This is a genomic window from Amycolatopsis sp. NBC_01488 (genome assembly GCF_036227105.1).
Taxonomy (GTDB): Bacteria; Actinomycetota; Actinomycetes; order Mycobacteriales; family Pseudonocardiaceae; genus Amycolatopsis.
Window position 1 is genome coordinate 2,797,474 of sequence record NZ_CP109434.1, and the last position, 24,441, is coordinate 2,821,914.

Consider the following 24,441-nt stretch of genomic DNA (forward strand, 5'->3'; position numbering starts at 1 on the left):
ATCAGGCCACCTCCGCCGTCTCGTCGTCCGCGGCTTCCGGCGACTGGTCGCCCTCGACGAAGTCCGCGTAACCGCGCTCGGCGCAGGTGTTCAGGTACACGTTCACCGCGGTGCCCGGGATCCGGATCGCACCCCGGCCCGCGCCGACCTTCAGCACGTCCAGTTCGCCGGCCTCGATAGCTCGGTAGACCGTGGACCGCGAGACGTCCAGCAGTTCCGCCACCGCCTTCACGCGGAACATGGCGTTATCCTCAACTCGCATCGTGGCTCCCAAGGTTTCGATGCAGGCCCCGGCCGGTGTTCCAGCACCGCCGGGGCCGCTTGCGTTGTGTGCGCTCTGTGCGACACCAGAGACGCTACGGAGGACAGAATACCTAGGCAAGTCAGACATAGCTGTTATCACCTGAATGGCCTAGCTTGGCTATCCGCGTACGCTGAACGACGTGGAGAACTTCGATCCCGACGACCCCCGCGCGTCGTACCAGCTGGTCGCCGACACCATCCGCGCCCGCATCGAGGACGGCACATACCCGGTGGGCCACAAGCTGCCGCCGCACCAGGTGGTGGCCGATGAGTTCGGTGTCTCGGTCGGCACGCTCAAGCGGGCGTACGCACTGCTCCAGGACGCCCGGCTGATCTCGACCCGGCAGGGGATGGGCACCTTCATCCGCCAGCAGCACGCCGAGCCGGCCACCGACGCCCCGAACCGGCCTGCGACGCTGGAGGACGCGTTCGTGCAGATCGAGGCCCTGAACGCGCGGCTTGCGGCCGTCGAACGTCAAGTAGGGCTGCATGACTAGTTCCCGACCTGCCGGAAGAACGACACCAGGCCGTCGATTACGTCCCCCGCCATACCCGCGAGGTTCTTGGCCCAGGTCGCAGCGTCGGCGGGGTACTTCACGACCAGGACCAGTAGTGCGATGGCGACACCGGTTCCGATCAGTTTGGGAAGCAGGCCGCCGCTTGTCTTCAGGCCGGGAAATGAACTCTTGGCCATTGCGTCTCCTGTGTTACCTCGGTGCGCCCCGCTGTTCGGGTGTCGCTGACGTCATCCAGGAAACCGCTGGTCGCAGGGGTGCAATAAGGCCACATTGAGTACCCACGGTGGGTAAACCCGCCGGTAACATGAGTCTCGGATGGCCCCGCTACGGGAGGATGGGTTATGCCAAGGCAACGGCCTGCGGACTACCTCTCTCCGGAGGTGCTCACTCGTCCAGACTTCAAGGCGGCATGTGCCGCACGGGACTTGGGCGGCATCTTCAAGGTGGCAAAGCAGTGGGGTGGCGTCGGTTTCTCGGCATCGCACATCGCGCGACGCTGCGAGCTGACCGTTTCCCGGGTGCAGGACTACATCAGCGGTCGGGTGCAGGCGCAACGAGTCGAACTCTTCGAACGGGTCGCGGACGCGCTGCGCATTCCGGGACAGATGCTTGACCTAGCCCCGCGGCACTGGGAAGGCGACTCGGGAGAGAGCAATTCCGCAACCGAAACTCTCAATGGAGATGGAGGTTCTTCGGTGCTCCGCCGCGATTTCATGAAGCTCGGTGTCGGACTCGCAGCTACCACAATTGCTGGCGCTCCGGCCAGGACCAGTGGGACCCGACTTGGGTCCAGCACGGTAACCGAATTGCGCGACAACATGGTTCGTCTGCGACGGCTAGATGACCATCTTGGGGGCGCGGACACCTACCAGCTTTACCTGACTGAAGTTCAGAAAACGGCCGCTCTGCTTAAGAACGGCAACTTCTCGGGTGAGACCCGGCGTGCGCTGTTGACCCTTTTTGGTGAGCAGGCGCAACAGGCCGGCTGGGCGGCGTTCGATGCTGGTTGGAACGACGACGCTAAGAGTCTCTTTGAGCGCAGTTTCAAAGCGGCCAACGAGGGAGGCAACCCCGAATTGGCTGGTAACGCCCTATGCCTCCGCTCGTATCAGCTCCTTTCCCTGGGGCAGGCTGCGACGGATTTGACGGACAAGTCCTTGGAAGTCGCGGCCAGGTCAGCGCAGCCCGCAGTTAAGTCGTTGCTGTACCAGCGCGGCGCCTGGACGTACGCGGTTGCGGGAAACGCTGAACAGACCGCGTTCGCGCTTGGCCAGGCCGAGGAAGCGCTCGGAGACACTCGTGTGCCAGCGGAAGCGCCGGACTGGGCGAGCTGGGCTCATAACCAGACCGAACTGGAAATCATTGCCGGGCGTTGCTGGACGGAGCTTCGCCGCCCGCTCAGGGCCGTTCCGGCGCTTGAATCGGCGATGGCGAAATACGACGACAGCCACGCACGGGACAAGTCGCTCTACCTCTCGTGGCTGGCCGACGCGTACTTGGACGCGGGCGAGGTCGAGCATGCGGCTACGTCTCTCGGCAGGGCGTTCGACCTGTCCTCGAACGTGGCATCAGCGCGGCCTCAGCAACGTCTCGGGGCAGTGCTTGATCGGTTCGAGGACCACAAGTCAGTGGCCGGCGTCGCCGACTTGCTTGCTCGTCGTCCGGCGAACCCAGTCCAGGTAGGGCGCTAGCCCGGCCGCCAAGGGCAATGCCGTGATCTCCGGGTTCGTCCACTCGTGGTGCTCGACCAGGTGCTGTTCGAGGTCCGCATAGGCGTCCGCGGTCGTCTTGAACAGCACCTGCCACTCATCGCCGGTACCGAATTCGCCCTGGTGCCAGAACACGCTCGTCACCGGCCCGACCACCTGAGCACCAGCTGCCAGACGCGCCTCGACGGCGCTTCGAGCTAAGGCCGTTGCTGCGTCCTTCGAGGGGGCCGCTACCTGAACCTGCCACACGTCCGTCATGCAGGCGAGGGTACCCGCGGCTAAATCTCCGTGCTGAACTCACCACGTCTGATCAAGACGGCAACAGTGCGACCGGGCAAATGGCGCGCCATTCGTGCGGAAACAAGAACCTTCCAGCCCTCGTTCCGAAGGAACGCCAGGTCGGGAAACGCCTCGTCTGGCAGGTTATACGGCTCGGCCACGTAAACCCACTCGTCCGCGCTATCGTCCCACACGCGATAGATGTGGTCGCACCAGAACGCCGGACGCTCGATTTCTTTCCTATGATGTCGCCCCCGAAGGGCTGACGCGGGACTCTCTCCGTCATCCCAGCCGCGAAATGAAGTATCACCTTTGCAGCATGGGCACGGCGCTAATTGGTTGAACTCCGGATTGTGGTCGTTCAGCATCGGCGGCTCCATGACGACAAGCCTAGCGCTTCGACTTCGCCGCCCGACATAGCTCAACCTGTCGTGTGGGCGGGGACTTAGGGCTCGTTGTCGGCCGGGCCGGGCGTGTCGCCGGGTGGACGAAGTGGGATGTCCGCTGCTTTGACGAGTCGTACCTGCCGGGAGGGCTCATCTTCACGCTTGTCTTCGGTGCTGCTGGCTTCGTTGTGGCGCGTCTGGAACTGGCCGGCCTCTTCACCAAATTGCCTTAGGTCGTGCTCGGGCGTGGCGACGTGGGCGCCTAGCACGTTGTCCCACGGGACGTAGAAATCCCAGCCTGTCGCTGTGCCGACGATCCAGTCGATGAGCGTGAGGCGCAGCCCGTGGTCGTCTAGTTCCTGAACTTCGCCAACCCAGTAGCGTGAACCTGATACCGGTTCACGTAGCGCAATGCCGACCCAGTAGCCGGGGGCCAGGCCCTTCACGCTCACTCCTGCTCGCCCGAGTTGTTGTGCTGGTCGCTGGTCGGGGGTTCGAGGTGTTCGAGGACCTGGCCGACCATCTGGGTCAATGAGCGGAGCTGGGCGTCGATCGAGTCGAACCGCCCGGTGTGCTCTTGCAGGACGTCGGTGTGCTCCTGCTGAGTGCGCTGGACCGCCCGCAGGTCGGCACGGATCTCTTTGACGTCGTCGTCGACGCGCAGCGCGAGCCAGCGGGTTTCCGCGTGGTCGACGGCGAGCTTGCGCACCGCGCGGCTGAGGTCGTCGTTCTCGTCGGCTGCCATAGGAGCACTCTACCGGGTCCGGCAGGGGCGTATGGGCTGGTCAGGCGCCGACTTCAAGGACCTGGTAACACTCTCGTCGGCGTTTCGGCTGGTCGAGCAAGCTGAAGAGAGCAAGAATTCGCCGATGGGTGAGCCAGAGCAGTTGATGATGGACCAGCGGATCTTGGCTGACTTGGCCAAGATTTTTGATCGAGTCGACGCGCTTGCCGGGGTGATTGAAGACGAGCATCCGCCTCCGATTGCGGGCAGCACCTTGGCTGAGGACGACGTAGCCACTGATCCGTTCCATATCTCCCATGCAGCCATATGGGGTTTGGTCAGTGCTGTCGATCATGTCAAAGCTCTTCGCACGCTGGTTGTCGATAGCCACACCGTTCCTGCGCGGGCACCGTTCACGCTACTGCGCGCAGCCCTTGAGAACGCCGCAACGACGGTGTGGCTGTTGGCCCCAAGTGAACGCGCCGAGCGCGTGTTGCGGCGACTGCGGCTCCAGTGGGCCAACATCAAGGATGACGAGAGCGCTCGTCAGCTAATTGATCACGCTCAAACGGTTCCTACTAAGGACAAGAAGAGACGGCTTCAAGACATCGGTCGAGCGGCCGGGCTGTCATCGAGCGAAGTTAGCCTAATCGCATCAAGGACAGTTGGGTTCTCCAGCATCGTCGAGACTGCGGGTCGCGAAGGGAACGGCCTAGAAGCCGACATCATGCTGCTGGTGTGGAAGCTGTGTAGCGGGATCGCGCATGCAAAGTCCTGGGCGGTCCTCGGGCTGCTTGACCGTGACCAGATCAAGCGTGTGACCGAGAACGTTGCACAGGTTCGTCTGTCTGCACCTGACTCGGCCCTGTTGAACATAACCGGACTTGCGGCCGCGGCTATTCAGGAGGGTTGGCGCCTGTTTGCCGCCGCATGGCAGCCGACGCAGCCCAACAAACGCTGAGGCTTGCAGCAGGGTCTCAGATGAGGTCTCAGTTCGGCCAGGTTCGGCGGTGTAGCTGGTGTTGCACAGTTCGCGCTGACCTGCGGGAATGCACCCTTTCAGACCCCTTTGGACAGGTAGGCTCGGAACTCGAAATCGTGTGACGGCTAATCCCCGTCCGTGGGTTCAAATCCCACCGCCACCGCTCGCGAGTGGGCGAGGTGTGTCGACGGAAAGCGTCGACGTGCCTCGCTCGCCGTGTTTCTGGGGGCGAAGCCCCCAGGCCCCACCCGGGGGCTCCGCCCCCGGACCCCCGGTGTGGTCACCGTTGTGGGTGGCCGAATGTGAAAGACATCCCCTCTCGAACCGCCGGTGACACGTAGAGGGTTGTGCGTCAGCCGTGGTGCTTGACTTGAAGGGCTCTTGAAGTGTGACCGTGATCGGCAGAACCCGATCACCAGGGAGCACACCATGAAGGTCCTCGTCACCGGGGCCACCGGCAACACCGGCCGGCACGTCGTCCGCGGGCTGCTCGAGCGCGGCGAAGACGTCCGGGTCCTCGTTCGCGATCCGGCCAAGGCGCCTGGCGGCGACGTAGTCCGAGGCGACATCACCGACCCGGCCGAAGCCGCGGAGGGGGTCGACGCCGTCTATTTCCTCTGGCCCTTCTACTCGGCCGAAGGAATCGACAAAGCCGTAAAGCCTTTCAAGGACAAGAAGATTGTCTACCTTTCGTCGGTCGCCGCCGAAGACGGCGGGTTCTGGGGTGAAGTCGAGCAGGCCATCATCGGCGTCACCGACGACTGGACCTTTCTCCGCGTCACCGGCCTCGCCACCAACACCCTCGGGTGGGTGGAGCAGGCGAAGACCGGCACCGTGCGGGCGCCGTACGGGCAAGCCAAGCGCTCGCTCGTCCACGAAAAGGACGTCGCCGACATGGCGATCGAAGCCTTCACCGAAGATCACGCCCAGCAGATCTACCTCGTCACCGGCCCGGAAGCCCTGAGCCAGGCCGAGCAGGTGAAGATCATCGGCGACGCGCTCGGAAAGCCCGTCCGTTGGGAAGAACAGCCGCTGGGCGAAGCAAGAGCTCATCTGGGCGAGGAATTCGCGGCGAGCGCGCTGCCCTACTGGGCGTCCCTCGTCGACGAGCCGGAACCCGTCTCGCTGGACGTCGCGAAGGTCACCGGGCACCCGGCAAGGCCCTTCGACGACTGGGCGCGGGAACGGTTCAGCTGAGCTCGACCGCCGGTGCCGTCACGGGTTCCAGTTCCGCCACCAGCGTGGACAACGAGGCCACCTTCAGGGAAACCGTCCGGACCACTGCCGTGCACGCCGTGCTGACCGTGCTCACCACTTCGGCCGATCGGTCGTCCGCGAGCACCGCCGCGACGGACGCCGAAGCCGACGCCGCGATCGCGGTGATCTCCGCGGCGGCCGACACCGCCAGTTCGTCCAGGTGCGAAGCGATCCGGACGCCCAGAGCGGCCGTGGCTGCGGCCGCGCGGGCCGCCGCGCCGTACTGACCGTCCACTGTGTCCGCCCAGAGGCCGAACGTCTCCGCGCTGCCGCCGGTCTCGGCCTGCTCGACGCCGGTGCGGAACTCCGTGGACGCCGACGTCACCAGCAACGCGCCCGCGTCGACCGCCGAAGCGGACGCGCTGATCGACGACGGCGAACAGTCCAGGTGCCGCAGGGCCGCGACCGGGTCCGGGGCGCCGATCCGGCCCGCGGCCGCGCGCAACGACGCCAACGAAGAAGCAGCTGACGTCAACGCCGGGTGCTCGAACACCGGAGACGTCACGGCGCCACCGCCAGCCGGCCCCGGAAGCCGGTGCTCCGGGTGCTCTCCGCCGCCATGCGCAGCCGGCCCGCCAGGTCGGACGTCGCGTCGCCGAGGACGCGCGCGTCCGCTTCGCGTGCCGCCAAGGCCGCCGACCAGCGGGCCGCCAGCTCGCGGGCCTGCGGGGAGATGCCGAACGGCGTCGAATCGACGCGGGCCTCGGCGAACCTGCCCGCCGCCTTGTCGTCGGCGGCCGTGGCCTGGTCGAGCAGGTCGGCTGCCGCGCGGAGCCGGTCGTGCCTCTTCAGGGGGTTCCGGGTGGTGGAGCCACCGGCCCCGGGGCGAAGCTCCGGGATGTCACTGTCGATCCGCGAGCCTCTGCCTTCCGGCATGGGGACCTCCGTCGTCAAGGGCGCTCACCCGATCGTGGAAGATCTTGCCTCATGCTCCCGAGCCGCCCGCATCGCGGTGACCTGCGGCGTTGACCGCGTTCCACCAAGTGGACGTCTTGACCGCAGGGCGGGAAGAAAGCGACCATGGGCACATGCCCGCCACCTCGGAAAGCACGCCTGTCCGGTGGTTCGGCCGCGCCTCCAAGCGGTCGGTCGGGGAAGGCACCGTGGAGCTCCTGCTGCGCCGCGGCCGCCTGGGCTCGCCCCCTGCCTGACGCGAGCCCGGCGTCCGAATTCCCGCAAACCCTTGGAGCACAACCATGTCCGTAGACCTGCCTGCCCGGCCGCTGCGCGAGGCCGTCACACCCGCCGACGGTCTCCTCGAAGGCCCGCGCGTCCTGCACCGAAGCGGCAGCGGCGAGCCGTACGACCTCTTCACGCTGCGCCCGCTGGGCCCGGTGATCGGCGCCGAGATTGACGCCGTCGACCTGGCCGAGCCGCTCACCTCCGAGCTGCGCGAGGAGCTCAACCGCGCCCTGCTCGAGTGGAAAGTGGTCTTCTTCCGCGACCAGCACATCACGTCGGCGCAGCAGCGCGCCTTCGCGGCGAACTGGGGTGCGCTGGAGACCAACCCGTTCATCCCGAAGGGTGACGACGACGCCGTCACGCGCTTCGAGCGCACCGCCGCAATGCCCGGCTACGAGAACATCTGGCACGTCGACGTCACCTGGCGGCCCCACCCCGCGCTCGGCTCGGTGCTGCGGCTGATCGAGGTGCCGCCCGTCGGCGGCGACACGCTGTGGGCCGACATGGCCGCTGCCTACGACAACCTGCCCGAAGACGTCCGCACCCGCATCGACGGGCTCACCGCGGTGCACGACTACCTCCCCGGCTTCGACCGGTTCTCCGATCCCGCGCTCCTGGCGCAGTGGCAGGAGCAGTTCCCGCCGGTCGAGCACCCGGTGGTCCGGACGCACCCGGAGACCGGACGGCGCACCCTGTTCGTCAACCAGGCGTTCACCACGCACATCGTCGGCATGGACCGCGCCGAGAGCGACCGGCTGCTGCGGTACCTGTTCCTGCAGGCTCACACGCCGGAGTTCCAGGTGCGGTTCAGCTGGCGGCCGAATTCCGTGGCGTTCTGGGACAACCGCGCGACGCAGCACTACGCGGTCAACGACTACCACCCGCACGTCCGGATCGCGGAGCGCGTCGCCATCGCGGGCGACCGACCGTTCTGACCCTTAGCCTGGGGTCATGACCGATGAACCCCAAGCTGAGACATTCCGGGGCTCCGCCCCGGGCCGGGGGCTCCGCCACCCGGAGCCCCCCGAAGAAGCAGTGGTGACCGGTTTCCTGAAGGCCCTAGAGGACCTCGACATCGACCGCGCCCTGACGTTCGCGGCGAGCGACATCGTGTACCAGAACGTGCCGTTGCCGCCCGCCCGCGGCGTCGCGGCGGTCGAGAAGCAGCTGCGGCTCATGGCCCGGTTCGGCTCCGGGTTCGAGGCGCGGACGCACCACATCGCCTCCGACGGCAACGTCGTGCTCACCGAACGCACGGACGTGCTGCGCCGCGGCGCGTGGGAAGCGGAGTTCTGGGTCTGCGGCACGTTCGAGGTCGAAGCCGGCCGCATCGTGCTCTGGCGCGACTACTTCGACTGGACGACAGTGCTGGCCGCGAGCGCGAAGGGTGCCGGGCGGGTCGCGCTCGCCGGCGCGCGCACGCTTTTCGGTCGCTACAAGGCGAAGCAGGCCGTGCGCTAGACCCGGTGTTCGCCGCGGTCGTGGTCCCGAAGGTCCACGACCGCGGCTATCCCCAGCACCAGCACGAACACGCAACTGAGAACAATCAGCCCCCACATGATGGTTCTCCCTCCCCCACGTGTTCGTGCTGGTCGAGAGCTGTCGAGGAGTGGTCTGTGCCACTTTTCCGGCGGCTCACGCAGACCGTACCGCCGCTTCATACGGGTTGTTCCCGGTCTTAGGGAGCATTTAAGGCAGATGCGCCGGATGGGTGACAGAGGCCCTGGATTCTGTAACAGTCCGCGCGCGAGCCGTCACGCGCCCAGGCCCGAAACCGACGCGATTCCCTCTCGGACGGACACCGTCGTCGAGCGCTTCGCCGAGACGTCCGCGACATACCTCAGCACCTTGCCCGCTTCCTCCCCCGCGAGTGGTACGCACTCGTTGTCGGCGTCGCGCCGCACCGGGATCAGCTCGAGCCGGGGTTCGTCGCCGAACATGCAGCCGGCCAGCAGCCCGTCGACGTGCCGGCCGCGCATCGACGGCCAGTCGAAGACGAGGTTGCCGAGGCTGTAGAGGATCGGCCGGCCGCGGTACACCTCGACGGCCTGGATCGTGTGCGGCCCGTGTCCGACGACGAGGTCGGCGCCGGCATCGATCGCGGCGCGGCCGTAGGCGACCTGGTATTCGGTGAGTTCGGCGCCCGGCAGGCCCCAGTGCATCGAGACGACGACGTGGTCATTGCCGGACTTGGCCCGCCTGATGTCGGCGACGAGCCGTTCCAGGTGCTCGGGGACCGGCGTGGTGCGGACGAGCGGCGGCCGGCCAGGGACCTCCATGACGTGCGGATCGGGCTGGTACGCCGTGGTCGCAAACGCTTGCGCGACCCCCGGGAAGTCTGGCTGCGCGCTCTGACCGCGGGAGCGAAGTGAGGTGTAAGCGAGGAAGGCGACCTTTTCGCCCGACCGCTCGAGCACCGCGGGTGCGTGCGCGGCGTCGAGGTCCGCGCCGGCGCCGCAGTGCGCGATCCCGGCGTGGTCGAGGACCGGGAGGCTCGCCATCGAGGTGAGGTCGTTGGCGCACGAGACGACGTCGATGCTCGCCGACGACAGCGCTTCGGCCATCGGCGCGTCGAGGGACCCTTCGAGGTTGACGAACCGGAGGTCGGCCCCTTTGAGCAGCGGGTCCAGGTGCTCGAACGCCTCCGACGGCGTCGCGCGGCCCTGAACGTTGACGTCTCCGCCGAGCACCAGCGTGATCACGAAACCTGCTCTGCCGAACGAGTGACGACGAAAGTAGTTGTTACGAATCGTTGCATCTTTGTCTTCCTCCTCCTCATCTCTTCGGGGGACTATGCCACGACTGTTCAAGCACAAAGGGGACTCAGGGTGATCAAGACCCACAGATCCAAGACCGCGCTGACGGTGGCCGTCGCGTCGGGCTTGGTGCTCGGCGGAGTGGCCGCACCGGTCGCGCTCGCGGCACCCAGCGCCGACGCGGTGATCGCCGAGGTCTACGGCGGTGGCGGCAACTCCGGCGCCACGTTGACCAACGACTTCGTCGAACTCGCCAACCACGGTACCGGCGCCACGAGCGTCGACGGCTTCAGCGTCCAGTACCTGTCCGGCTCGCCGAGCGCGTCCAGCACCTGGCAGGTGACGCAGCTGGCCGGCAGCGTCGCGCCGGGCGGGCGCTACCTCGTGGCCGAGGGCAAGGGTTCCGGCGGCACCGTCGCGCTGCCGGCACCGGATGCGACCGGCGCGATCGCGATGTCCGCGACGGCGGGCACGATCGCCCTCGTCTCCGGCACCAGCGCGCTGACCTGCAAGACCGCCGCGGACTGCGCCGCCGATCCCCGGATCAAGGACCTCGTCGGGTTCGGCACGGCGACCGTGCGCGAAGGCAACCCGACCGCCGCGCCGTCCAACACGACGTCCGTCGCCCGCGGCACTTCGCTGGCCGACACCGACGACAACGCGGCCGACTTCACCGTCGGCGACCCGTCCCCGACGAACACCAAGGGCGAGACGACCGGCGGCGGCAACCCCGGTGCGCCGGGCACCCCGGCGAAGATCCACGAAATCCAGGGCACCACGCGCCTTTCGCCGTTCAAGGACCAGAAGGTCAGCGGCGTCACCGGGGTCGTCACCGCGACGCGGACGTTCGGTTCGTCGCGCGGGTTCTGGCTCACCGACCCGAACCCGGACAACGACCCGCGCACCAGCGAGGGCCTGTTCGTCTACACCGGCTCGACCAGCCCGGCCGTCGCGGTCGGCGACGCGGTGACCGCGGCCGGCACCGTTCGCGAGTTCTACCCGGACGCGCCGGCGACGTCGAACTACCAGTCGCTCACCGAGCTGAGCAGTGCACAGTGGACGGTCGACTCGCACGGGAACGCGCTGCCCGCGCCGACCGTGCTCGACCCGGACACCGTGCCGACGACGTACGCGCCGTCGCCGGGCGGGAACATCGAGTCGCTCCCGCTGGAGCCGTCGAAGTACGCGCTGGACTTCTGGGAGGCGCACGAGAGCGAGATCGTCAGCGTCACCGACGCCCGCGTCGTCGGCCCGTCGAACTCGTTCAACGAGCTGTACGTGACGAGCAAGCCGGACCAGCACGAGTCCGTGCGCGGCGGCAGCGTCTACCTGGGCTACGACCAGCTCAACAGCGGTGTCATGAAGGTGTCGTCGCTCATCCCGTTCGACCAGCGGCCGTTCCCGAAGCTCAACGTCGGTGACGTGCTGACCGGCACCACGTCGGGCCCCGTCGAGTACAGCAACTTCGGCGGCTACACGCTGTTCGCCAGCGTGCTCGGCACCGAAAAGGACAACGGGCTGCAGGCCGAGACCACGCGCAAGCAGCGCTCGGGCGAGCTCGCCGTCGCGACGTACAACGTCGAGAACCTGGCGCCGAGTGACCCGCAGGCGAAGTACGACCGGCTCGGCGAGGCGATCGTGACGCACCTGGCGACGCCGGACATCGTGAACCTGGAGGAGATCCAGGACAACACGGGCGCGACCGACGACGGCACCGTGGCGGCGGACCAGACGCTGCAGAAGTTCACCGACGCCATCGTCGCCAAGGGCGGCCCGCGCTACCAGTGGCGCTCGATCGACCCGGTGAACGACCAGGACGGCGGCCAGCCGGGCGGCAACATCCGGGTGGCGTTCCTGTTCAACCCGGCTCGCGTGTCCTTTGTGGACCGTCCGGGTGGGACTTCGACTTCGGCGGTCGGCGTCGTTCGTGAGCACGGGAAGACGCACCTCACGGCGTCGCCGGGTCGTGTCGACCCGACGAACGAAGCCTGGACGACCAGTCGCAAGCCGCTGGCCGGCGAGTTCGTCTTCAAGGGCCGCACGGTGTTCGTCATCGCCAACCACTTCAACTCCAAGGGTGGCGACCACCCGACCCACGGCCGGTTCCAGCCGCCGGTGCGCAGTTCCGAGGTGCAGCGGCAGAAGCAGGCCACGGTGCTGCGCGGGTTCGTCGACTCGCTGCTGGCGTCCGACAAGAACGCGAACGTCGTCGTGGCCGGTGACCTGAACGACTACCCGTTCTCGCCCGCGGTCCAGACGCTCACCGCCGGTGGCGCGCTGAAGGACCTGATCGCTTCGGTGCCCGAGGCCGAGCGGTACAGCTACGTGTTCGAGGGGCAGTCGCAGGTGCTGGACCACATCCTGGCGTCGAAGGCGCCGCGCGGGGTGGACTACGACGTCGTCCACATCAACGCGGAGTTCGCCGACCAGGCCAGCGACCACGACCCGCAGGTGATCCGGTTCCGGCCGAGCACCGGCAACGCGATCCAGGACGGCATCAACGACCTGCTCGACTACCTGGAGCAGGTGCTGGACAAGTACTTCCCGTAAGCCGTTGGGGCAGGAAAGGCCATCGTCGGGGGCGGGTTGCCCCGATGGTGGCCTTTTCCCGGTCCACTCCACCGGGTGACGATGGAACCGCGTAGCGTGCGGTGCCGTCTTACCTTTTGACGGACCACAGGGGAGGTGGCGTGGACGGGTATGCGGTGAAGGTCGACGAGCTGGGCAAGCTCATCGACGACCTCGACACGGCGGCGGGCAAGATGGCCGACGCCGACAAGAAGCTCGGCGGCGGCGGGGCGTTCGGGTCCTTGGGCACGGCCGACCTGGGCAAAGCGGGCGGCGAGTTCGAGGAGGCCTGGGGCTACGGCATCGGCCGCCTCGGCGAGGCGGCTTCGGGGATCACGGAGCGGCTGAAGCAGGCGAAGCAGAAGTACGAGCAGATCGAGGCGGAGTTCGGCGCCGAGCTGAACAAGTTCGGCTCGGCGGTGCTGGGCGGCGGCGACGACCCGACGTTGCCCCAAGGACAGCGCGGGAACTACCCCCGGGTCGGCGGGCCGAGCGGTGGCTCACCGGGGCCGCTGGGCAACGTGCTGGGTGACGACGGCATGGTCGGCGGGGGCGTGACGGGCGGGGTGCCGGGGATCGGCGATCTGGCCGAGCGCAAGGATCCGGGCGCGGACCTGGGTGGCGGCATGGTCGGTGGCGGTGTGATGGGCGGGGTGCCGGGGATCAACGACCTGGCCGCGCGCAAGGATCCCGGTGGCGGCATGGTGGGCGGCGGTGTGATGGGCGGGGTGCCCGGCAGCAACGACCAGGCCGAGCGCGGGGACCCGGATCCCGGTGGCGGCATGGTCGGCGGCGGCGCGACCGGCGGCATCACCGACATCCTGGACGGGCGTGACCGATGAGCACCCAGGACTTCCCGGCCCTGGGTTTCGACCCGGCGCCCGGCGACCTCGACGGCGTCACCGACCTGGCGGGCAAGTACCGCGCGGTGAGCAAGGACCTGGCCGAGGCGGACGATTCGCTGCGGCAGATCGTCCGCAAGCAGGGCATTTGGCAGGGCGAGGCGAGCGAAGCGTTCGCGCGGCGCATCGGCCCCCTGCCGCAGTACCTCGAGGGCGCGGCCCGTTCGATGGGCGAGGCCGCGGACGCACTCGAGCAGTGGTCCCAGGATCTTGGTGACCTGCAGAAACGCGCGAAGGACCTGGAGGCACGGGCAGAGGCGGCGGCCAAGGCGGCCGAGGCGGCGCGGGCGAACCCGGACCTGGCGCTCGCGAACCGGACGTTTCCGGACCAGCCGTCCCTGCAGATCGCCCAGCAGCTCCTGGACAACGCGGGCCGGCAGCTCCAGTCGGCGATCGACGGCTGCCAGAACATCCAGGACGCGGCGAAGCAGCTGCAGCAGGAGCACGGCGAAGCGGCCGGCCGGGTCGCGGAGGCACTGCGGAAGGCGAAGGAGCTGGCCCCGGACGAGCCGGGCGTCCTCGACAAGCTGAGCGACGCGGTGGGCGGCGCCCTGTCCGACCTGACGAACACCATCGCGGACGGGGTCGACCAGGCGTGGGACTTCGTCCAGGACCACGCGGAGCTGATTTCGAAGCTCTCGGACGTCGTGGGCGACATGGGCAACGGCATCGGCGTCCTGAGTGACCTCGCACCGCCTCCGGCCGACAAGGTCATGAGCGGGATCGCCACCGGCTTGGGGCTCGGCGCACTCACCGGTCATGCGGTGGCCAAGGCGGCCGGAGCCGACGTCTCGACCGAGACGCTGACCTTCGACGCGCTTGGCGCGGCCACGTCGCTGGCCGGCGCCGCTGACGTCCTTCCGGACACCGCGATCAAGGTGGCGACCTACGGCTTGTTCGCCGAGCAGGGGATCGGTGAGGGCGTGGGCGGCAAGGACTTCGAAAGCCCCTGGGACGACTTCCAGAACTACTGGGTGCCCAAAGACTCGAGTCAGGCGGCGGTGGCCGCGGGCACGCTCGTCGTCGGGCCCGCGGCGTGGGCGGGGGTGGCGGTCTGGAACGCGGCCGACGCCGGTATGCAGGCTGACAACGCACCGGCGCGTCAGCGTGAGCGGGCGGAAGACGAGGTGTGGAACTGATGCCGCTGCAGATCGACCTCCCTCCGGGCTTCTCGGGCATGCCCGTGGGCACCGGCGACCGGCTGAACCGCAGCCACGCCTGGATGGTGGCGGAGAACGTGGCCGCCGGGGCCGGGACGTCCATCGAAGAGTTCGGCAGCTACCTGATGGCGCTGGTGCCGGCCATGCAGGCCAACGGCATCCGGGTGTTCGGCAAGTTCGCCGTCGGCACCCGGAAGGGCGATGTCGCGACCTTGACGCTGGGCGTGACGCAGTGGCCCGAGACCGCGCCCGCGAACCGGGACGCCGTGGTGGCGGCGCTGGCCGAGCAGTACCGGGGCCGGCACAAGCACGCGGTCGTGCGTCCGGTCCGGCTTCCGATCGGCCCGGCGATCGTCGCCATCAGTGAGGGCGAGTTCCGCCTCCCCGAGAAGGGTGTACGCGCGCAGATCAAGGGCGAGTACCAGATTCCCCTGCCGGACAACCGGTCCGTGGTGATCCTGTCGGTGGTCGCGGAGTCCGAGGATGCGTGGCCCGCTGTCGCGGAAGCCACGGCGAAGGTGGCCTGGAGCCTGCGCAGCGACGAGGCGGCCGGATGACGTCGGGATCGTCCGGTTCGCGCGCAGCCAGAGGTCACGCGAGCAACAGCTGGCGCCTGACCGTCAACCGGCTCGCCAAGCACTACAAGTTCGTCCACACACCGCAGCACCCGGGGAGGGTGGCATGAGCGACAACGCGCAGCTGATCGAGGAAATGCGCTGGCAGCTCAAGCAGATCGAAGACCGCAAAGCCGACAACCAGCGCCTCCTCGCGGGCATCGCCGGGAGCAACCACACCACCGTCACCTCGCCGGATCGGTCCGTGACCGTGCTCGCCGGGCCTGGTGGTGTCGTCAGCGAAGTGCGGCTCGCGCCCGAAGCCATGCGGTTCGACGCCGTCACGCTGAGCCGGACCATCACCGCCGCCGTCCGGGAGGCCGTCGCCGCGGGCGGGCGGCTTGCGGAGCGGGCGCCGGTGCCGCCGGGCGGGGCACCGCAGCAACCGACCTGGCAGACGCCGGCGCAGCCAGCCCGGCCAACCCGGCCGGCCCCGCAACGCAGGGCCGCCCCGGGGGAGGACGACGAGCCCTACGGCACCGTCTTCGACGTCTAAACCGGCGGGTGCTGCTCTCCGCGCTTCGCCGCCGCCCGCTTGGCGCGCCAGCCCAGGGCCAGGACCGCCTGGACCAGCTCCTGGTAGCTCGGCTTGACCTCTTCGAGGTACCGCTCCAGGTACGCCGGGCGCGCCGTCGGGACCGGGCGGGGTTCGTCGCCCGGGGGAAGCCACAGCAGGCCCTGGATGTTGTGCAGCGCCATCTTCCACCAGCGCGTCGCGCGTTCGGCCGCGCGGGCCTCGCGCTCGGTTGCCACCTCGATCGCGGTCTGGGCTTCCTCGATCTCGCCCTGCAGCTCTTCGGCGCGTGCCAGCTCCCAGGCGCGCAGGTTCTCCGCCGAGCCTCGGGAGAGGGCGATGATTTCCTTGTACCGCATGGCCGCGGTGGCACCGTCGTCGGTCATCGGTCGTTCTCCGGGCGCTGGAACGGGATGATCACTTCAGGGGCGCCGTGGGTCGTGCGGTCGAAGAACAACGCGCGACCCGGGCGTGGCGACCAGTGCACCACCTGGCCCGCCGCGAACGGCGCCAGCTCGTTGCCCTGGACGTCGAGCGCCGCCCACGTGCCGATGTCGTCGGTGCCCGCGAAGCCCAGCGTGTCCTTGAGCCGGGCGATGCTGCGCCACCAGCCGATCGTGTGGACGCCGTGGCCCGGGCCCTGCTTCAGCACCATCCGCAGGTGGTCGAGACCGCTCTTCAGCTGCCCGACGGCCTTCGCCTCCAACGCCGGCAGCGCCGCGTCGACCCCGTACAGCAGCAGGATCTTCGCGCCGCCCGCCATCGCGCCGGTCATCGACTCCAAAGTGGCCGTCAGGTCGTCGACCAGGGTCGCGGTGTGGCCGTCGGCGCGCAGCCGGTCCGTCAGCTCCAGCACCGCCGGGGCGCACGCCTCGATCGTGCAGCCCAGCACGAACTCGACTTCACCCGGCTCGTACTGCCGGGCCAGCGACCGGGCCGAAGAGTCCATGATGGACAGTGCTTCGGCGGTCGCGGACCCGAGCACCGCGATGTTGCGGCCCGGCGCCCACGACAGGTCGACGCCGCACGCGGCCTCGGTGACGTCGATCGACTGGCCCAGCAGCGCCCGCGGCCGCGAGCTCGGCTTGAGGTCCAGGTACGCCGGGAACTGTTCCAGCACCGGCGAATGCGCGCCGTCGAACAGGCGCGGGCGCGGGAACCGGCCCTGGTACTCCTCCCACAGCCGGTGCTGCAGCCGGACGAACACGTCCTTGCTGCTCGCGTCCGGGATGTGGGCCAGCTGGTTGCCGTGCGCGACACCGGAGTCGTGGTTGATCACCCCGTGCCACTTCGGGGCGGACACCGCCGCGTTGTTCGTTTCGGCCAGCACGCGCCGCGCCTTCGGCATCGCGATCCGCAGCGTGCACTGCTCGAACACCGCCGGCTTGCCCCAGAACGCTTCGATGCCGGCGACGTCCTGGCTGGCCAGCACCAGGTGGATGCCCTGCGAACGACCGCGCCGCGCGATGTCCTCGAGCAACTGGGTCGCCGTGGCCGTCACCTGGTCGCGGCCCGCGAAGAGGTACTGGAACTCGTCGATCACCGCGACGATCCGCGGCCAGTGCCCGCCCGGGTCGGCTTCCCTGAGGTCGGCGAGGTTCGTGACCTCGTGCTCCTTCGCGGCCGCGGACCGGCGCCGCAGCTCGTCGGCCAGGAACCGCAGCAGCGCCAGGCCGAACTCGCGGTCGGTGTTGACGTTGACGCCGACGAGCCGCGCGTGCGGCAGCCAGCTCGCGTCCTTGCGCCCCGGCGCCAGCCCGGCGAACGAGACGCCTTCCTTGAAGTCCAGCAGGTACAGCGCCAGCTCGTCCGGCGAGTACCGCGCCGCCAGGCTGCCGAGCAGCGCGTACAGGAAGTTCGTCTTGCCCGAACCGGACGGTCCGCCGATCAGGGCGTGCGGGCTCGCGTCGCCGATGACGACCTCGACCGGCTCGCCTTCGAAGAACCCGACCGGTGCGCGCAGTTCCCGCGCCGAGCTCTCGTGCCCGATTTCGGCCGGCAGCAGGTCGTCGAACGACCGTGGCCCGCCCTGCTTGGCGATCAGCGCCGCGGCGATCCGGTCGGCGGCCCGGATGACCTGCCCGGACGGCATCGGCGGATCGAGGTCCACGACCAGGTCCGTGCCGGTCATGCTGCTGATCGCGTGCCGATCGTCGATCAGGCTCAGCGTTTCGACCGACGCGCTCACGGCAGTCGGCACGTCGATCATGATCAGGCAGATCCCCGCGGCCAGCGCCCCGCTCGCGACGCGCTTGAGGTCGCGGGCGCGTTCCGGCTCGAGCGTTTCGCCGTTGCCGTACAGCACGGCGATGCGGAACGGCTCGACCCGCTCCTGCCGGGCGATGCGCAGCTCCCGCAGCGACGTGTGACCCGCCTGCATGCCGGTCGCGTGGATGCGGCGGATGTGCCCGGCCAGCTCGTCGAGGAGGTCCTCGAGCCGGCCCGGGTCGTACAGCGAAAGCGCGCTCGTGCGGCTCAGCGGGTAGAGGTCGGGCAGGATCGCGGTCAGCTGCCCGATGTCCCACAGGTGCACGCGCACCGCGCCGGGTTCGAACGTCGAGAGCACCCGGATCAGCAGGTTCTGCACGATGCCGTCGATGGTCGGGCGCGTCTTCGGCGCCGACGTGATCGCCAGGTGCGACTCGTCGAGCAGCGGGACGGCGACGTCGAACGTGCGGGTGGCGTCGCTCCCGGACGCCGTCGCGGAACCGACGCGCCACAGGCCGGGCGAGGTGATGCCGGCGTTGTGGCCGACGCGCCCGAGCCAGTCACCGGGCGGCAGTCCGGCCGGGCCGGGTGCGTTCTGCGAGACGAGTTCGCGCAGTGTCGCGGGGCCGTTGCCCCAGTCGGTGTAGAAAGCGCTTCGCACGCTGCCGAGCGCGCCGAACACCTCGTGCGCGGCAGGGTGCTTGGACCACTCGCTCTGCTGTTCCGGAGTGGCGTGGTTCATGCCGACGCGGACGATGTCGCGCTCCAGCTCGAGTTTGGCGAGGTCGGCCTCCGCGGCTTGGCGCGCTCCGGCCGCCGCGCCCAGCACCAGTCCGATCTGGTGGCGTACGCGGTCGAGCGCGGTTTCGACGCGGTTGCGTTGTTCGGCTGCCCTGTTGGCCATCGGCGTCCCCAAAAACGGTGTCCCCTGCAAGGATTACAAACGCGACCGGTATCCGCTCACCAGATCTTCCGCGGAGGCCAGGCGGCCGAGGAGCTGGTCCAGCCCCTCGCCGGCCTGTGCGTACTGCGAAGGGAGCCAGGGATCGGCCTTGGCCTGGGCGTCCACGAGAGCTTGTCGTGCTTCCCCGAGCAGGCTGGTGGCCCGTTCGGAGTGGGCGCGCGCGTCGGCGAGCCCGGTGACGACAGCGGTGAGCAGCTGGTGGAGTTCGGCTAGCGTCATCCGGCTAGAGACGCGCCGAGTAGGAGTCCGCTGAGGAAATGCTCGCTTGGACGGTGCTCTGCAGACCGTTGATGCCCTGCAGGGCTTCCGCGAGCAAACCGTGGGCCTGACTCACTTCGTGCTGGCTGCTGCCTTGGGTCGCCTGCGACAGCGACTGCTGCGCTTCTTCGAGAGACTGCGCTGCCTGTTGCAGGGCGGCGATGCTCGCGGACGCCTTTTCGTTGGCGAGTGCGATGCCAGCGCGGATCTCTTCGACTCCGGCCATCGGGCCTCATACTCCTCGGAATCGGGATGGTTGAGCGGGGGACTTCTATTGAAACAGATCCAACGACTGAGCGTGATCATCTGATTGTGCGGAGTGATCGCGGCCGCGAAATCAGCAAGGCCCCGGACGTGGGAACATCCGGGGCCAGACCGATCACGGTGTGTGCTGGGGGTGGCCCGGCACCAGAACCGCGCGCGATACGTCGTTGGCCAGCGCTACCCCAGGTCAGAGCGGTTTTCGTGCCACTGCTGGCCTTTCTGGAAGGGGCGGGCGTGGTTCGCGGTGAGACTAGCGCGACCGGAGCGCCGGGCTGCGATCAGCCCCACTCGTAACTCACTGTGGGGCCTCAAAATTTCCGCGCGACGGTTCGAGAAGGTTTCACATTGAGACAACCGGCGCAGTCGCCGGGCCGGGGCACGTCACCGGTTCCGGTCCGCGAACGACGAAACGCCGGGCGCGGGGCCCGGCGTCTCATCCGATCAACGTGCGGAGGATACAGGATTCGAACCTGCGAGGGCGTGAACCCAACACGCTTTCCAAGCGTGCGCCTTAGGCCGCTCGGCCAATCCTCCGCAGGAGACGATACCGGATGCTCATCCCCGGTCGCGAAGGTGGGTCTCGGCCTCGGACGCCGCGACGACGTCGGCCACCACGCACGTGATGTTGTCCGGGCCGCCGCCTTCGTTGGCCAGGCGGATCAGCTCCGGGATCACGTCGGCCGGGGCGGCGCCGGCGTCCAGGACGTCGCGGAGGATGGCTTCGGTGACCGGGCCGCTCAGGCCGTCCGAGCAAAGCAGGTAGCGGTCGCCCTGCTTGGCCTTGAACGTCCAGATGTCGGGTTCGCTGGAACCCGTCGTCTGCAGCGCTTTCATCAGCAGTGACCGCCGGGGGTGGGAGGCCGCGTCCTCGGCCGCGACTCGGCCGTCCTCGACCAAGGCCTGCACGAGCGTGTGGTCACGGGTCAGCCGGCGGAGGCCGCCTTCGCGCAGCAGGTAGCCGCGGGAGTCGCCGATGTGGGCCGCCGCGAACTCGACGCCGTCGAACATCAGCGCCGTCAGCGTCGTGCCCATGCCTTCGGTCGTCGGCTCGTTCGACGCGACCTCGGCCAGCCGCTCGCCGATGGACTTGACCACGCCGGTCAGCGTCGCCGCCAGGTCGACGCCCGTGAGGTCCATCCGCCGGAGGTCGACGTCGAGCTCGCGCAGCACGTCGACCGCGGTCGCGCTGGCGACTTCGCCGTGCGGCTGGCCGCCGATGCCGTCGGCGACGGCGAGCAGGCGGGAACTCGCGTACAGCGAGTCCTCGTTGACCTGGCGATGCTGGCCGACGTCCGACCCCGCGGCGTACCGGAGGACGTACCGATCGTGTGTCATGCCCCCATGAAAGCATTGGTTGACTGAGTTCACAAGCAACTCGGCTGAATGGAGCACTCTCCGATAGAGTTCCCGCCATGGACGACGACGCCACGGTCAGCGCGGCCGACATCGCGCGGCTCGCCGGGGTCGGCCGGGCCGCGGTGAGCAACTGGCGCCGTCGGTACCCGGACTTCCCGTCGCCGGTCGGCGGCACGGCGTCCAGCCCGTTGTTCGGCTTGTCCGCCGTCGCCGGCTGGTTCCGCGCCCGCGGCAAGAACTTCGAGCTGTCCGCGGGCGAGCGCGCGTGGCAGCGCCTGCGCGCCCTCGGTGACGACCTCGACCTCGCCGAGCGCGTGAGCCGCGCGGGCGTCTTCTTCGCCTTCCAGGGCGGGATCTTCGACACTTTCGACAGCAAGCTCGACGACCCCGAACTGCTCACCCTGCTCAGTGAGATGACGCACCGGGCCGGCCCGCTCGAGTCGTTCGAACTGTTGTGCCGCCGGTACTTCGAGGCGCATTCGCGGCGGTTGTCGGCCACGCCCGAGCCGGTCGCCGAGCTGATGGCCCGGCTCGCCGGCCCGGTCGCGACGATCCTCGACCCCGCGTGCGGCTTCGGCGCGCTGGCGCTGGCGAGTGGCGCGAAGACCGTGCTGGGCCAGGACAGTGACCCGATGACGGCGTCGATCGCCACGCTGCGGCTGCGGTTGCGCGGCATCGAAGCCGAGGTCTACGCGATCGACGCGCTGCGCGAAGACGCCTTCGCCGATCGGACCGCCGAAGCCGTGCTGTGCGATCCGCCGTTCAACGAACGGGCCTGGGGGCACGACGAGCTCGTCGGCGACGCGCGCTGGGAGTACGGCCTGCCGCCGCGCGGGGAGCCCGAACTCGCCTGGGTGCAGCACTGCCTCGCGCACGTGGAACCCGGCGGGCCGGTGGCGATCCTGATGCCGGGCGCGGCGGCCGGGCGCCGCAGCGGGAAACGCATCCGCGGCAACCTGCTGCGCGCGGGTGCCGTCCGCGCGGTCGTCACGCTGGCGGCGGCGGGTCCCGACCTCTGGCTGCTGCGGCGGCCGGTGCCCGGGCAGCGCCCGCCGTCCACCGTGCTGCTGGCCGAGGCGGGCGACGATCTGTCCACAGTGGACGAGTTATGGCAGGAGTTCCACGCGCACCCCGAGTCCGGCGTCCGGATCATCGACCTCCTCGACGACGACGTCGACCTGACACCGGCCCGGCGCCGCGGCCGCGACGAGGACCTCGGCCAGGCGTTCCAGGCCGTGCGTGGCCGGTTCGCCGAACTGGCGCCGACGCTGCCGCCGCTCGAGGCGGCCGACGCCGAACCGGCGTTCACGACGATCGGCGAGCTGGTCAAGGCCGGGGTCGTCGAGGTCAAGCACGCGGCCCGCGCGGACGCCGAGCCCCCGGTCGCCGAGGCGGGCGACGTCGTCGCGTCCGTGACCGGGATCGCGTACGTCCACAGTGGACCGGCGGAGGCGGTCGGCCCGGGGCTGACCGTGTACCGCGTCGACCCGGACCGGCTGGACGCGGACTTCCTGGCCGGCTGCCTGCGCGCGGCCGACCTGCCCGCCGCCTCGGCGTCGACCCGGATCGACGGCAGGCGCGTGCGGATCCCGCGGGTCGCGATCGACGTCCAGCGCGAGTACGGCCAGGTCTTCGGGAAGCTCGCCGAGTTCGACGCCGTCCTGCGCGAGACGGCGGAAACGGGCCGGGAGCTGGTCCGGCTAGGCTTCGCGGGACTTGTCGAAGGACGGCTCAGGCCGGGCCGTTAGGGGAACGGATGCTGATCGCCGACCGCTACGAGCTCGACGAGCTGCCGCTCGGGCGCGGCGGGATGGGCGCGGTGCACGGCGGCCACGACCGCAGGCTCGGCCGGCGCGTGGCGATCAAGCTGCTCAGGCTGCCGGGCCGCGACGAAGAGCTCGAAGCCCGCTTCGCGCGCGAAGCACGGATCCTGGCGACGCTCGACCACCCCGGCGTACCGGCGTTGTACGACTACGGCACCCACGACGACCGGTTGTTCCAGGTCATGCAGTTCGTCGACGGCGTGACGGTCGCCGACCTGCTCGCCGAGCACGGCCCGCTGCCGGTGCCGTGGGCCGCGGCGATCGCGGCGCAGGCGTGCGCGGTGCTGACCGCCGCCCACGCGCTCGCGGTGTGCCACCGCGACCTCAAGCCGTCCAACCTGATGCTCGGGCCGGACGGCGGCGTCAAGGTGATGGACTTCGGCCTCGCGGTGCTGCGCGAAGCCGACGCCGCGCAGTTCACGCGGGCCGGGCAGCTGCTGGGCACGCCGTCGTACATGGCGCCCGAGCAGATCCAGCGCGGCGGCGCCGAACCGCGCAGCGATCTCTACGCGCTCGGGTGCGTGCTGCACGAGATGCTCACCGGGCAACGGCTCTTCGACGGGCCCACCGCGTACGCCGTGTTCGAGCGGCAGGTCAAGGAGTTGCCGCCGCCGGTGCCGGGCGTGCCGAAGCAGCTCAACGCGCTGCTCGCGGAGATGCTGGCGAAGGACCCGGAAGCGCGGCCGCCCGGGGCGGCCGCGCTGTACGAGCGGCTCGGCGTGTTCGTCGGCGCGCTGCCGCCGCTGCCGGGGTTCCTGGTGCCGGCGTCGGTGCCCAGTCCGGGCCGGATGTACGCCCGGATGCTGGGACGCGTCAGCGGCTGAGCGTCGCCGGCCGCTGGTCGGCGAGCGGCAGGCGGGTGAGCGTGACCGACGCCGAGGTCAGTGCGGGGCCGGGTGGAACCCGGGCTCACCCCCCCCCGGGTGGCGGCGCCACCCGTCCGGGCTACCCAAATCGTGACCTTCCCGGCCGAACCTCGACCGGGTGACCGCCGTCTTTACTGTGTCCACAAGCGATGATCGAGTATGGGGGTAACGGATCGTGAAGAGGCTTCTGGCGGGAGCGGCCGCGCTGGCCACCGCGTTCGTGCTGGCCGCCTGCTCCGGCGGCGGGGCGGCAGCCGGGGGGTCGAACGCCGGCGGCGGGGCCGTCGCGGCCGGCGCCGGGGGCGGGGCGCCGACGACGCCGAGCACCACCGCGGCCCCCACCACGACGAGCAGCGCCACCCCGGCGCCGTCGACCACGAAGCCGGCGCCGACCAGCACCACGGCCAAGCCGAAGCCGAAGCCCAAGCCGGCGGCTCCGGCGAGCGACCCGGGCGTCCCGTGCGCCGCCGCGGCCGCCGCGTCGGGCACCGCCGCCTGCGTCGACCTCTCCGCGCACAAGGCGTGGATCCTGCAGGACGGCAAGGTCGTCTACGGGCCGGTGCCGATGCTGCCGGGCCGCAAGGCCAACCCGACCCCGACCGGCACGTTCCACGTGCTGTCGAAGGAGAAGGTGCACCTGTCGAAGGAATTCGACGACGCGCCGATGCCGAACTCGGTGTTCTTCTACCCGGGTGACGCCTTCCACACCGGCAGCCTCTCGGTGTACTCGCACGGCTGCATCCACCTGTCGGCGGGCGCGTCCCTGAAGTTCTTCACCACCTTGCACGTCGGTGACGTCGTCCAGGTCGTTCCGTAATCACTTACTGACTCATCCGGACAGTAGGTCA

Annotated in this window: 28 protein-coding genes and 1 tRNA gene; 14 read left to right on the top strand and 15 right to left on the bottom strand. The window is 69.3% G+C overall.

What is annotated here, in order from left to right:
- Window position 1: 1 nt before the first annotated feature.
- Window positions 2–241, bottom strand: a complete 240-nt coding sequence (locus OG738_RS13530; protein ID WP_329054073.1) for a helix-turn-helix domain-containing protein — start codon at window positions 239–241, stop codon at window positions 2–4.
- A gap of 202 nt (window positions 242–443) precedes the next feature.
- Between OG738_RS13530 and OG738_RS13535 the strand changes: the two genes are divergently transcribed.
- Window positions 444–800, top strand: a complete 357-nt coding sequence (locus tag OG738_RS13535; RefSeq protein ID WP_329054075.1) for a winged helix-turn-helix domain-containing protein — start codon at window positions 444–446, stop codon at window positions 798–800.
- On the opposite strand, the gene OG738_RS13540 is transcribed toward OG738_RS13535, so the two are convergent.
- Window positions 797–997: a hypothetical protein gene (locus OG738_RS13540; RefSeq protein WP_329054076.1), complete on the bottom strand. Its 201-nt coding sequence runs from the start codon at window positions 995–997 to the stop codon at window positions 797–799. The two genes, OG738_RS13535 and OG738_RS13540, sit on opposite strands and share 4 nt — an antisense overlap.
- A gap of 249 nt (window positions 998–1,246) precedes the next feature.
- Between OG738_RS13540 and OG738_RS13545 the strand changes: the two genes are divergently transcribed.
- The gene (locus tag OG738_RS13545) at window positions 1,247–2,512 is read left to right on the top strand and encodes a hypothetical protein (protein ID WP_329054078.1); all 1,266 of its coding nucleotides are present in this window, start codon (window positions 1,247–1,249) and stop codon (window positions 2,510–2,512) included.
- Here OG738_RS13545 and cutA read toward each other — a convergent pair.
- The 4 genes from cutA to OG738_RS13565 all read right to left on the bottom strand — a co-directional run bounded on the left by cutA (window position 2,447) and on the right by OG738_RS13565 (window position 3,940).
- Window positions 2,447–2,788, bottom strand: a complete 342-nt coding sequence (gene cutA / locus OG738_RS13550; RefSeq protein WP_329054080.1) for a divalent-cation tolerance protein CutA — start codon at window positions 2,786–2,788, stop codon at window positions 2,447–2,449. The genes OG738_RS13545 and cutA overlap by 66 nt on opposite strands.
- A gap of 20 nt (window positions 2,789–2,808) precedes the next feature.
- Window positions 2,809–3,189 carry a hypothetical protein gene (locus OG738_RS13555; RefSeq protein WP_329054081.1) on the bottom strand — a complete coding sequence of 127 codons (381 nt, stop codon included), beginning with the start codon at window positions 3,187–3,189 and terminating at the stop codon, window positions 2,809–2,811.
- 65 nt (window positions 3,190–3,254) lie between these two features.
- Window positions 3,255–3,641, bottom strand: coding sequence for a hypothetical protein (locus tag OG738_RS13560; protein WP_329054082.1), 387 nt, complete (start codon window positions 3,639–3,641; stop codon window positions 3,255–3,257).
- A gap of 2 nt (window positions 3,642–3,643) precedes the next feature.
- Window positions 3,644–3,940, bottom strand: coding sequence for a hypothetical protein (locus OG738_RS13565; RefSeq protein ID WP_329054084.1), 297 nt, complete (start codon window positions 3,938–3,940; stop codon window positions 3,644–3,646).
- Window positions 3,941–3,971: 31 nt separating this feature from the next.
- Here OG738_RS13565 and OG738_RS13570 point away from each other — a divergent pair, with 31 nt between their 5' ends.
- Together OG738_RS13570 and OG738_RS13575 are read left to right on the top strand one after the other, a co-directional pair.
- Window positions 3,972–4,880 (top strand): hypothetical protein, encoded by a 909-nt coding sequence (locus OG738_RS13570; RefSeq protein ID WP_329054086.1) that lies wholly within the window; start codon window positions 3,972–3,974, stop codon window positions 4,878–4,880.
- A gap of 450 nt (window positions 4,881–5,330) precedes the next feature.
- Entirely contained in the window at window positions 5,331–6,098 is a 768-nt protein-coding gene (locus OG738_RS13575; RefSeq protein ID WP_329054088.1) for an SDR family oxidoreductase, read from the top strand.
- Here OG738_RS13575 and OG738_RS13580 read toward each other — a convergent pair.
- The gene (locus OG738_RS13580; RefSeq protein ID WP_329054089.1) at window positions 6,091–6,663 is read right to left on the bottom strand and encodes a hypothetical protein; all 573 of its coding nucleotides are present in this window, start codon (window positions 6,661–6,663) and stop codon (window positions 6,091–6,093) included. The two genes, OG738_RS13575 and OG738_RS13580, sit on opposite strands and share 8 nt — an antisense overlap.
- Window positions 6,660–7,034: a hypothetical protein gene (locus OG738_RS13585; RefSeq protein WP_329054090.1), complete on the bottom strand. Its 375-nt coding sequence runs from the start codon at window positions 7,032–7,034 to the stop codon at window positions 6,660–6,662. Before OG738_RS13585 ends, OG738_RS13580 begins: the two co-directional genes overlap by 4 nt.
- Window positions 7,035–7,354: 320 nt before the next feature.
- On the opposite strand from OG738_RS13585, the gene OG738_RS13590 reads away from it, so the two are divergent.
- A complete protein-coding gene (locus tag OG738_RS13590; protein WP_329054092.1) occupies window positions 7,355–8,275 on the top strand; it encodes a TauD/TfdA dioxygenase family protein in 921 nt (306 codons plus the stop codon).
- Window positions 8,276–8,375: 100 nt separating this feature from the next.
- Window positions 8,376–8,801: a limonene-1,2-epoxide hydrolase family protein gene (locus OG738_RS13595; protein ID WP_329056695.1), complete on the top strand. Its 426-nt coding sequence runs from the start codon at window positions 8,376–8,378 to the stop codon at window positions 8,799–8,801.
- Between the two features lie 293 nt (window positions 8,802–9,094).
- Here OG738_RS13595 and OG738_RS13600 read toward each other — a convergent pair whose 3' ends face one another.
- Window positions 9,095–10,042, bottom strand: coding sequence for a CapA family protein (locus OG738_RS13600; RefSeq protein ID WP_329054094.1), 948 nt, complete (start codon window positions 10,040–10,042; stop codon window positions 9,095–9,097).
- 126 nt (window positions 10,043–10,168) lie between these two features.
- Here OG738_RS13600 and OG738_RS13605 point away from each other — a divergent pair, with 126 nt between their 5' ends.
- The 5 genes from OG738_RS13605 to OG738_RS13625 all read left to right on the top strand — a co-directional run bounded on the left by OG738_RS13605 (window position 10,169) and on the right by OG738_RS13625 (window position 15,836).
- Window positions 10,169–12,646 carry an endonuclease/exonuclease/phosphatase family protein gene (locus OG738_RS13605; RefSeq protein WP_329054096.1) on the top strand — a complete coding sequence of 826 codons (2,478 nt, stop codon included), beginning with the start codon at window positions 10,169–10,171 and terminating at the stop codon, window positions 12,644–12,646.
- 140 nt (window positions 12,647–12,786) lie between these two features.
- Complete coding sequence (locus OG738_RS13610; RefSeq protein ID WP_329054098.1) at window positions 12,787–13,506, top strand: hypothetical protein; 720 nt, start codon at window positions 12,787–12,789, stop codon at window positions 13,504–13,506.
- Window positions 13,503–14,705 (top strand): putative T7SS-secreted protein, encoded by a 1,203-nt coding sequence (locus OG738_RS13615; RefSeq protein WP_329054100.1) that lies wholly within the window; start codon window positions 13,503–13,505, stop codon window positions 14,703–14,705. Before OG738_RS13610 ends, OG738_RS13615 begins: the two co-directional genes overlap by 4 nt.
- Window positions 14,705–15,283 carry a hypothetical protein gene (locus OG738_RS13620; RefSeq protein WP_329054102.1) on the top strand — a complete coding sequence of 193 codons (579 nt, stop codon included), beginning with the start codon at window positions 14,705–14,707 and terminating at the stop codon, window positions 15,281–15,283. Before OG738_RS13615 ends, OG738_RS13620 begins: the two co-directional genes overlap by 1 nt.
- A gap of 124 nt (window positions 15,284–15,407) precedes the next feature.
- Entirely contained in the window at window positions 15,408–15,836 is a 429-nt protein-coding gene (locus OG738_RS13625; RefSeq protein ID WP_329054103.1) for a YbaB/EbfC family nucleoid-associated protein, read from the top strand.
- On the opposite strand, the gene OG738_RS13630 is transcribed toward OG738_RS13625, so the two are convergent.
- The 6 genes from OG738_RS13630 to OG738_RS13655 form a co-directional block, all read right to left on the bottom strand.
- Complete coding sequence (locus OG738_RS13630; RefSeq protein ID WP_329054105.1) at window positions 15,833–16,240, bottom strand: hypothetical protein; 408 nt, start codon at window positions 16,238–16,240, stop codon at window positions 15,833–15,835. The two genes, OG738_RS13625 and OG738_RS13630, sit on opposite strands and share 4 nt — an antisense overlap.
- Window positions 16,237–18,966: an FtsK/SpoIIIE domain-containing protein gene (locus tag OG738_RS13635; protein WP_329054106.1), complete on the bottom strand. Its 2,730-nt coding sequence runs from the start codon at window positions 18,964–18,966 to the stop codon at window positions 16,237–16,239. The genes OG738_RS13630 and OG738_RS13635 overlap by 4 nt, the downstream gene beginning before the upstream one ends.
- A gap of 33 nt (window positions 18,967–18,999) precedes the next feature.
- Window positions 19,000–19,245, bottom strand: a complete 246-nt coding sequence (locus OG738_RS13640; protein ID WP_086677304.1) for a hypothetical protein — start codon at window positions 19,243–19,245, stop codon at window positions 19,000–19,002.
- Between the two features lie 4 nt (window positions 19,246–19,249).
- Complete coding sequence (locus OG738_RS13645) at window positions 19,250–19,510, bottom strand: hypothetical protein (RefSeq protein ID WP_086677306.1); 261 nt, start codon at window positions 19,508–19,510, stop codon at window positions 19,250–19,252.
- A gap of 487 nt (window positions 19,511–19,997) precedes the next feature.
- Window positions 19,998–20,082: transfer RNA gene (locus OG738_RS13650), tRNA-Ser, on the bottom strand.
- Window positions 20,083–20,103: 21 nt separating this feature from the next.
- Window positions 20,104–20,883: a PP2C family protein-serine/threonine phosphatase gene (locus tag OG738_RS13655; protein ID WP_329054111.1), complete on the bottom strand. Its 780-nt coding sequence runs from the start codon at window positions 20,881–20,883 to the stop codon at window positions 20,104–20,106.
- Window positions 20,884–20,960: 77 nt separating this feature from the next.
- On the opposite strand from OG738_RS13655, the gene OG738_RS13660 reads away from it, so the two are divergent.
- The 3 genes from OG738_RS13660 (at window position 20,961) to OG738_RS13670 (ending at window position 24,410) form a co-directional block, all read left to right on the top strand.
- Window positions 20,961–22,652 carry an HsdM family class I SAM-dependent methyltransferase gene (locus OG738_RS13660; protein ID WP_329054113.1) on the top strand — a complete coding sequence of 564 codons (1,692 nt, stop codon included), beginning with the start codon at window positions 20,961–20,963 and terminating at the stop codon, window positions 22,650–22,652.
- A gap of 8 nt (window positions 22,653–22,660) precedes the next feature.
- On the top strand, window positions 22,661–23,551 hold the full coding sequence (locus tag OG738_RS13665; RefSeq protein WP_329054115.1) for a serine/threonine-protein kinase: 891 nt from the start codon (window positions 22,661–22,663) through the stop codon (window positions 23,549–23,551).
- 217 nt (window positions 23,552–23,768) lie between these two features.
- A complete protein-coding gene (locus OG738_RS13670; protein WP_329054118.1) occupies window positions 23,769–24,410 on the top strand; it encodes a L,D-transpeptidase in 642 nt (213 codons plus the stop codon).
- Window positions 24,411–24,441 lie beyond the last annotated feature (31 nt).

Excerpts from the sequence above, each read along its gene's own strand:
- OG738_RS13530 (WP_329054073.1), bottom strand. The coding sequence starts at position 241 with ATGTTCCGCGTGAAGGCGGTGGCGGAACTGCTGGACGTCTCGCGGTCC.
- OG738_RS13540 (WP_329054076.1), bottom strand. The coding sequence starts at position 997 with ATGGCCAAGAGTTCATTTCCCGGCCTGAAGACAAGCGGCGGCCTGCTT.
- cutA (WP_329054080.1), bottom strand. The coding sequence starts at position 2,788 with ATGACGGACGTGTGGCAGGTTCAGGTAGCGGCCCCCTCGAAGGACGCA.
- OG738_RS13555 (WP_329054081.1), bottom strand. The coding sequence starts at position 3,189 with ATGGAGCCGCCGATGCTGAACGACCACAATCCGGAGTTCAACCAATTA.
- OG738_RS13565 (WP_329054084.1), bottom strand. The coding sequence starts at position 3,940 with ATGGCAGCCGACGAGAACGACGACCTCAGCCGCGCGGTGCGCAAGCTC.
- OG738_RS13570 (WP_329054086.1), top strand. The coding sequence starts at position 3,972 with ATGGGCTGGTCAGGCGCCGACTTCAAGGACCTGGTAACACTCTCGTCG.
- OG738_RS13575 (WP_329054088.1), top strand. The coding sequence starts at position 5,331 with ATGAAGGTCCTCGTCACCGGGGCCACCGGCAACACCGGCCGGCACGTC.
- OG738_RS13585 (WP_329054090.1), bottom strand. The coding sequence starts at position 7,034 with ATGCCGGAAGGCAGAGGCTCGCGGATCGACAGTGACATCCCGGAGCTT.
- OG738_RS13590 (WP_329054092.1), top strand. The coding sequence starts at position 7,355 with ATGTCCGTAGACCTGCCTGCCCGGCCGCTGCGCGAGGCCGTCACACCC.
- OG738_RS13615 (WP_329054100.1), top strand. The coding sequence starts at position 13,503 with ATGAGCACCCAGGACTTCCCGGCCCTGGGTTTCGACCCGGCGCCCGGC.
- OG738_RS13620 (WP_329054102.1), top strand. The coding sequence starts at position 14,705 with ATGCCGCTGCAGATCGACCTCCCTCCGGGCTTCTCGGGCATGCCCGTG.
- OG738_RS13625 (WP_329054103.1), top strand. The coding sequence starts at position 15,408 with ATGAGCGACAACGCGCAGCTGATCGAGGAAATGCGCTGGCAGCTCAAG.
- OG738_RS13630 (WP_329054105.1), bottom strand. The coding sequence starts at position 16,240 with ATGACCGACGACGGTGCCACCGCGGCCATGCGGTACAAGGAAATCATC.
- OG738_RS13635 (WP_329054106.1), bottom strand. The coding sequence starts at position 18,966 with ATGGCCAACAGGGCAGCCGAACAACGCAACCGCGTCGAAACCGCGCTC.
- OG738_RS13640 (WP_086677304.1), bottom strand. The coding sequence starts at position 19,245 with ATGACGCTAGCCGAACTCCACCAGCTGCTCACCGCTGTCGTCACCGGG.
- OG738_RS13645 (WP_086677306.1), bottom strand. The coding sequence starts at position 19,510 with ATGGCCGGAGTCGAAGAGATCCGCGCTGGCATCGCACTCGCCAACGAA.
- OG738_RS13655 (WP_329054111.1), bottom strand. The coding sequence starts at position 20,883 with ATGACACACGATCGGTACGTCCTCCGGTACGCCGCGGGGTCGGACGTC.
- OG738_RS13660 (WP_329054113.1), top strand. The coding sequence starts at position 20,961 with ATGGACGACGACGCCACGGTCAGCGCGGCCGACATCGCGCGGCTCGCC.
- OG738_RS13665 (WP_329054115.1), top strand. The coding sequence starts at position 22,661 with ATGCTGATCGCCGACCGCTACGAGCTCGACGAGCTGCCGCTCGGGCGC.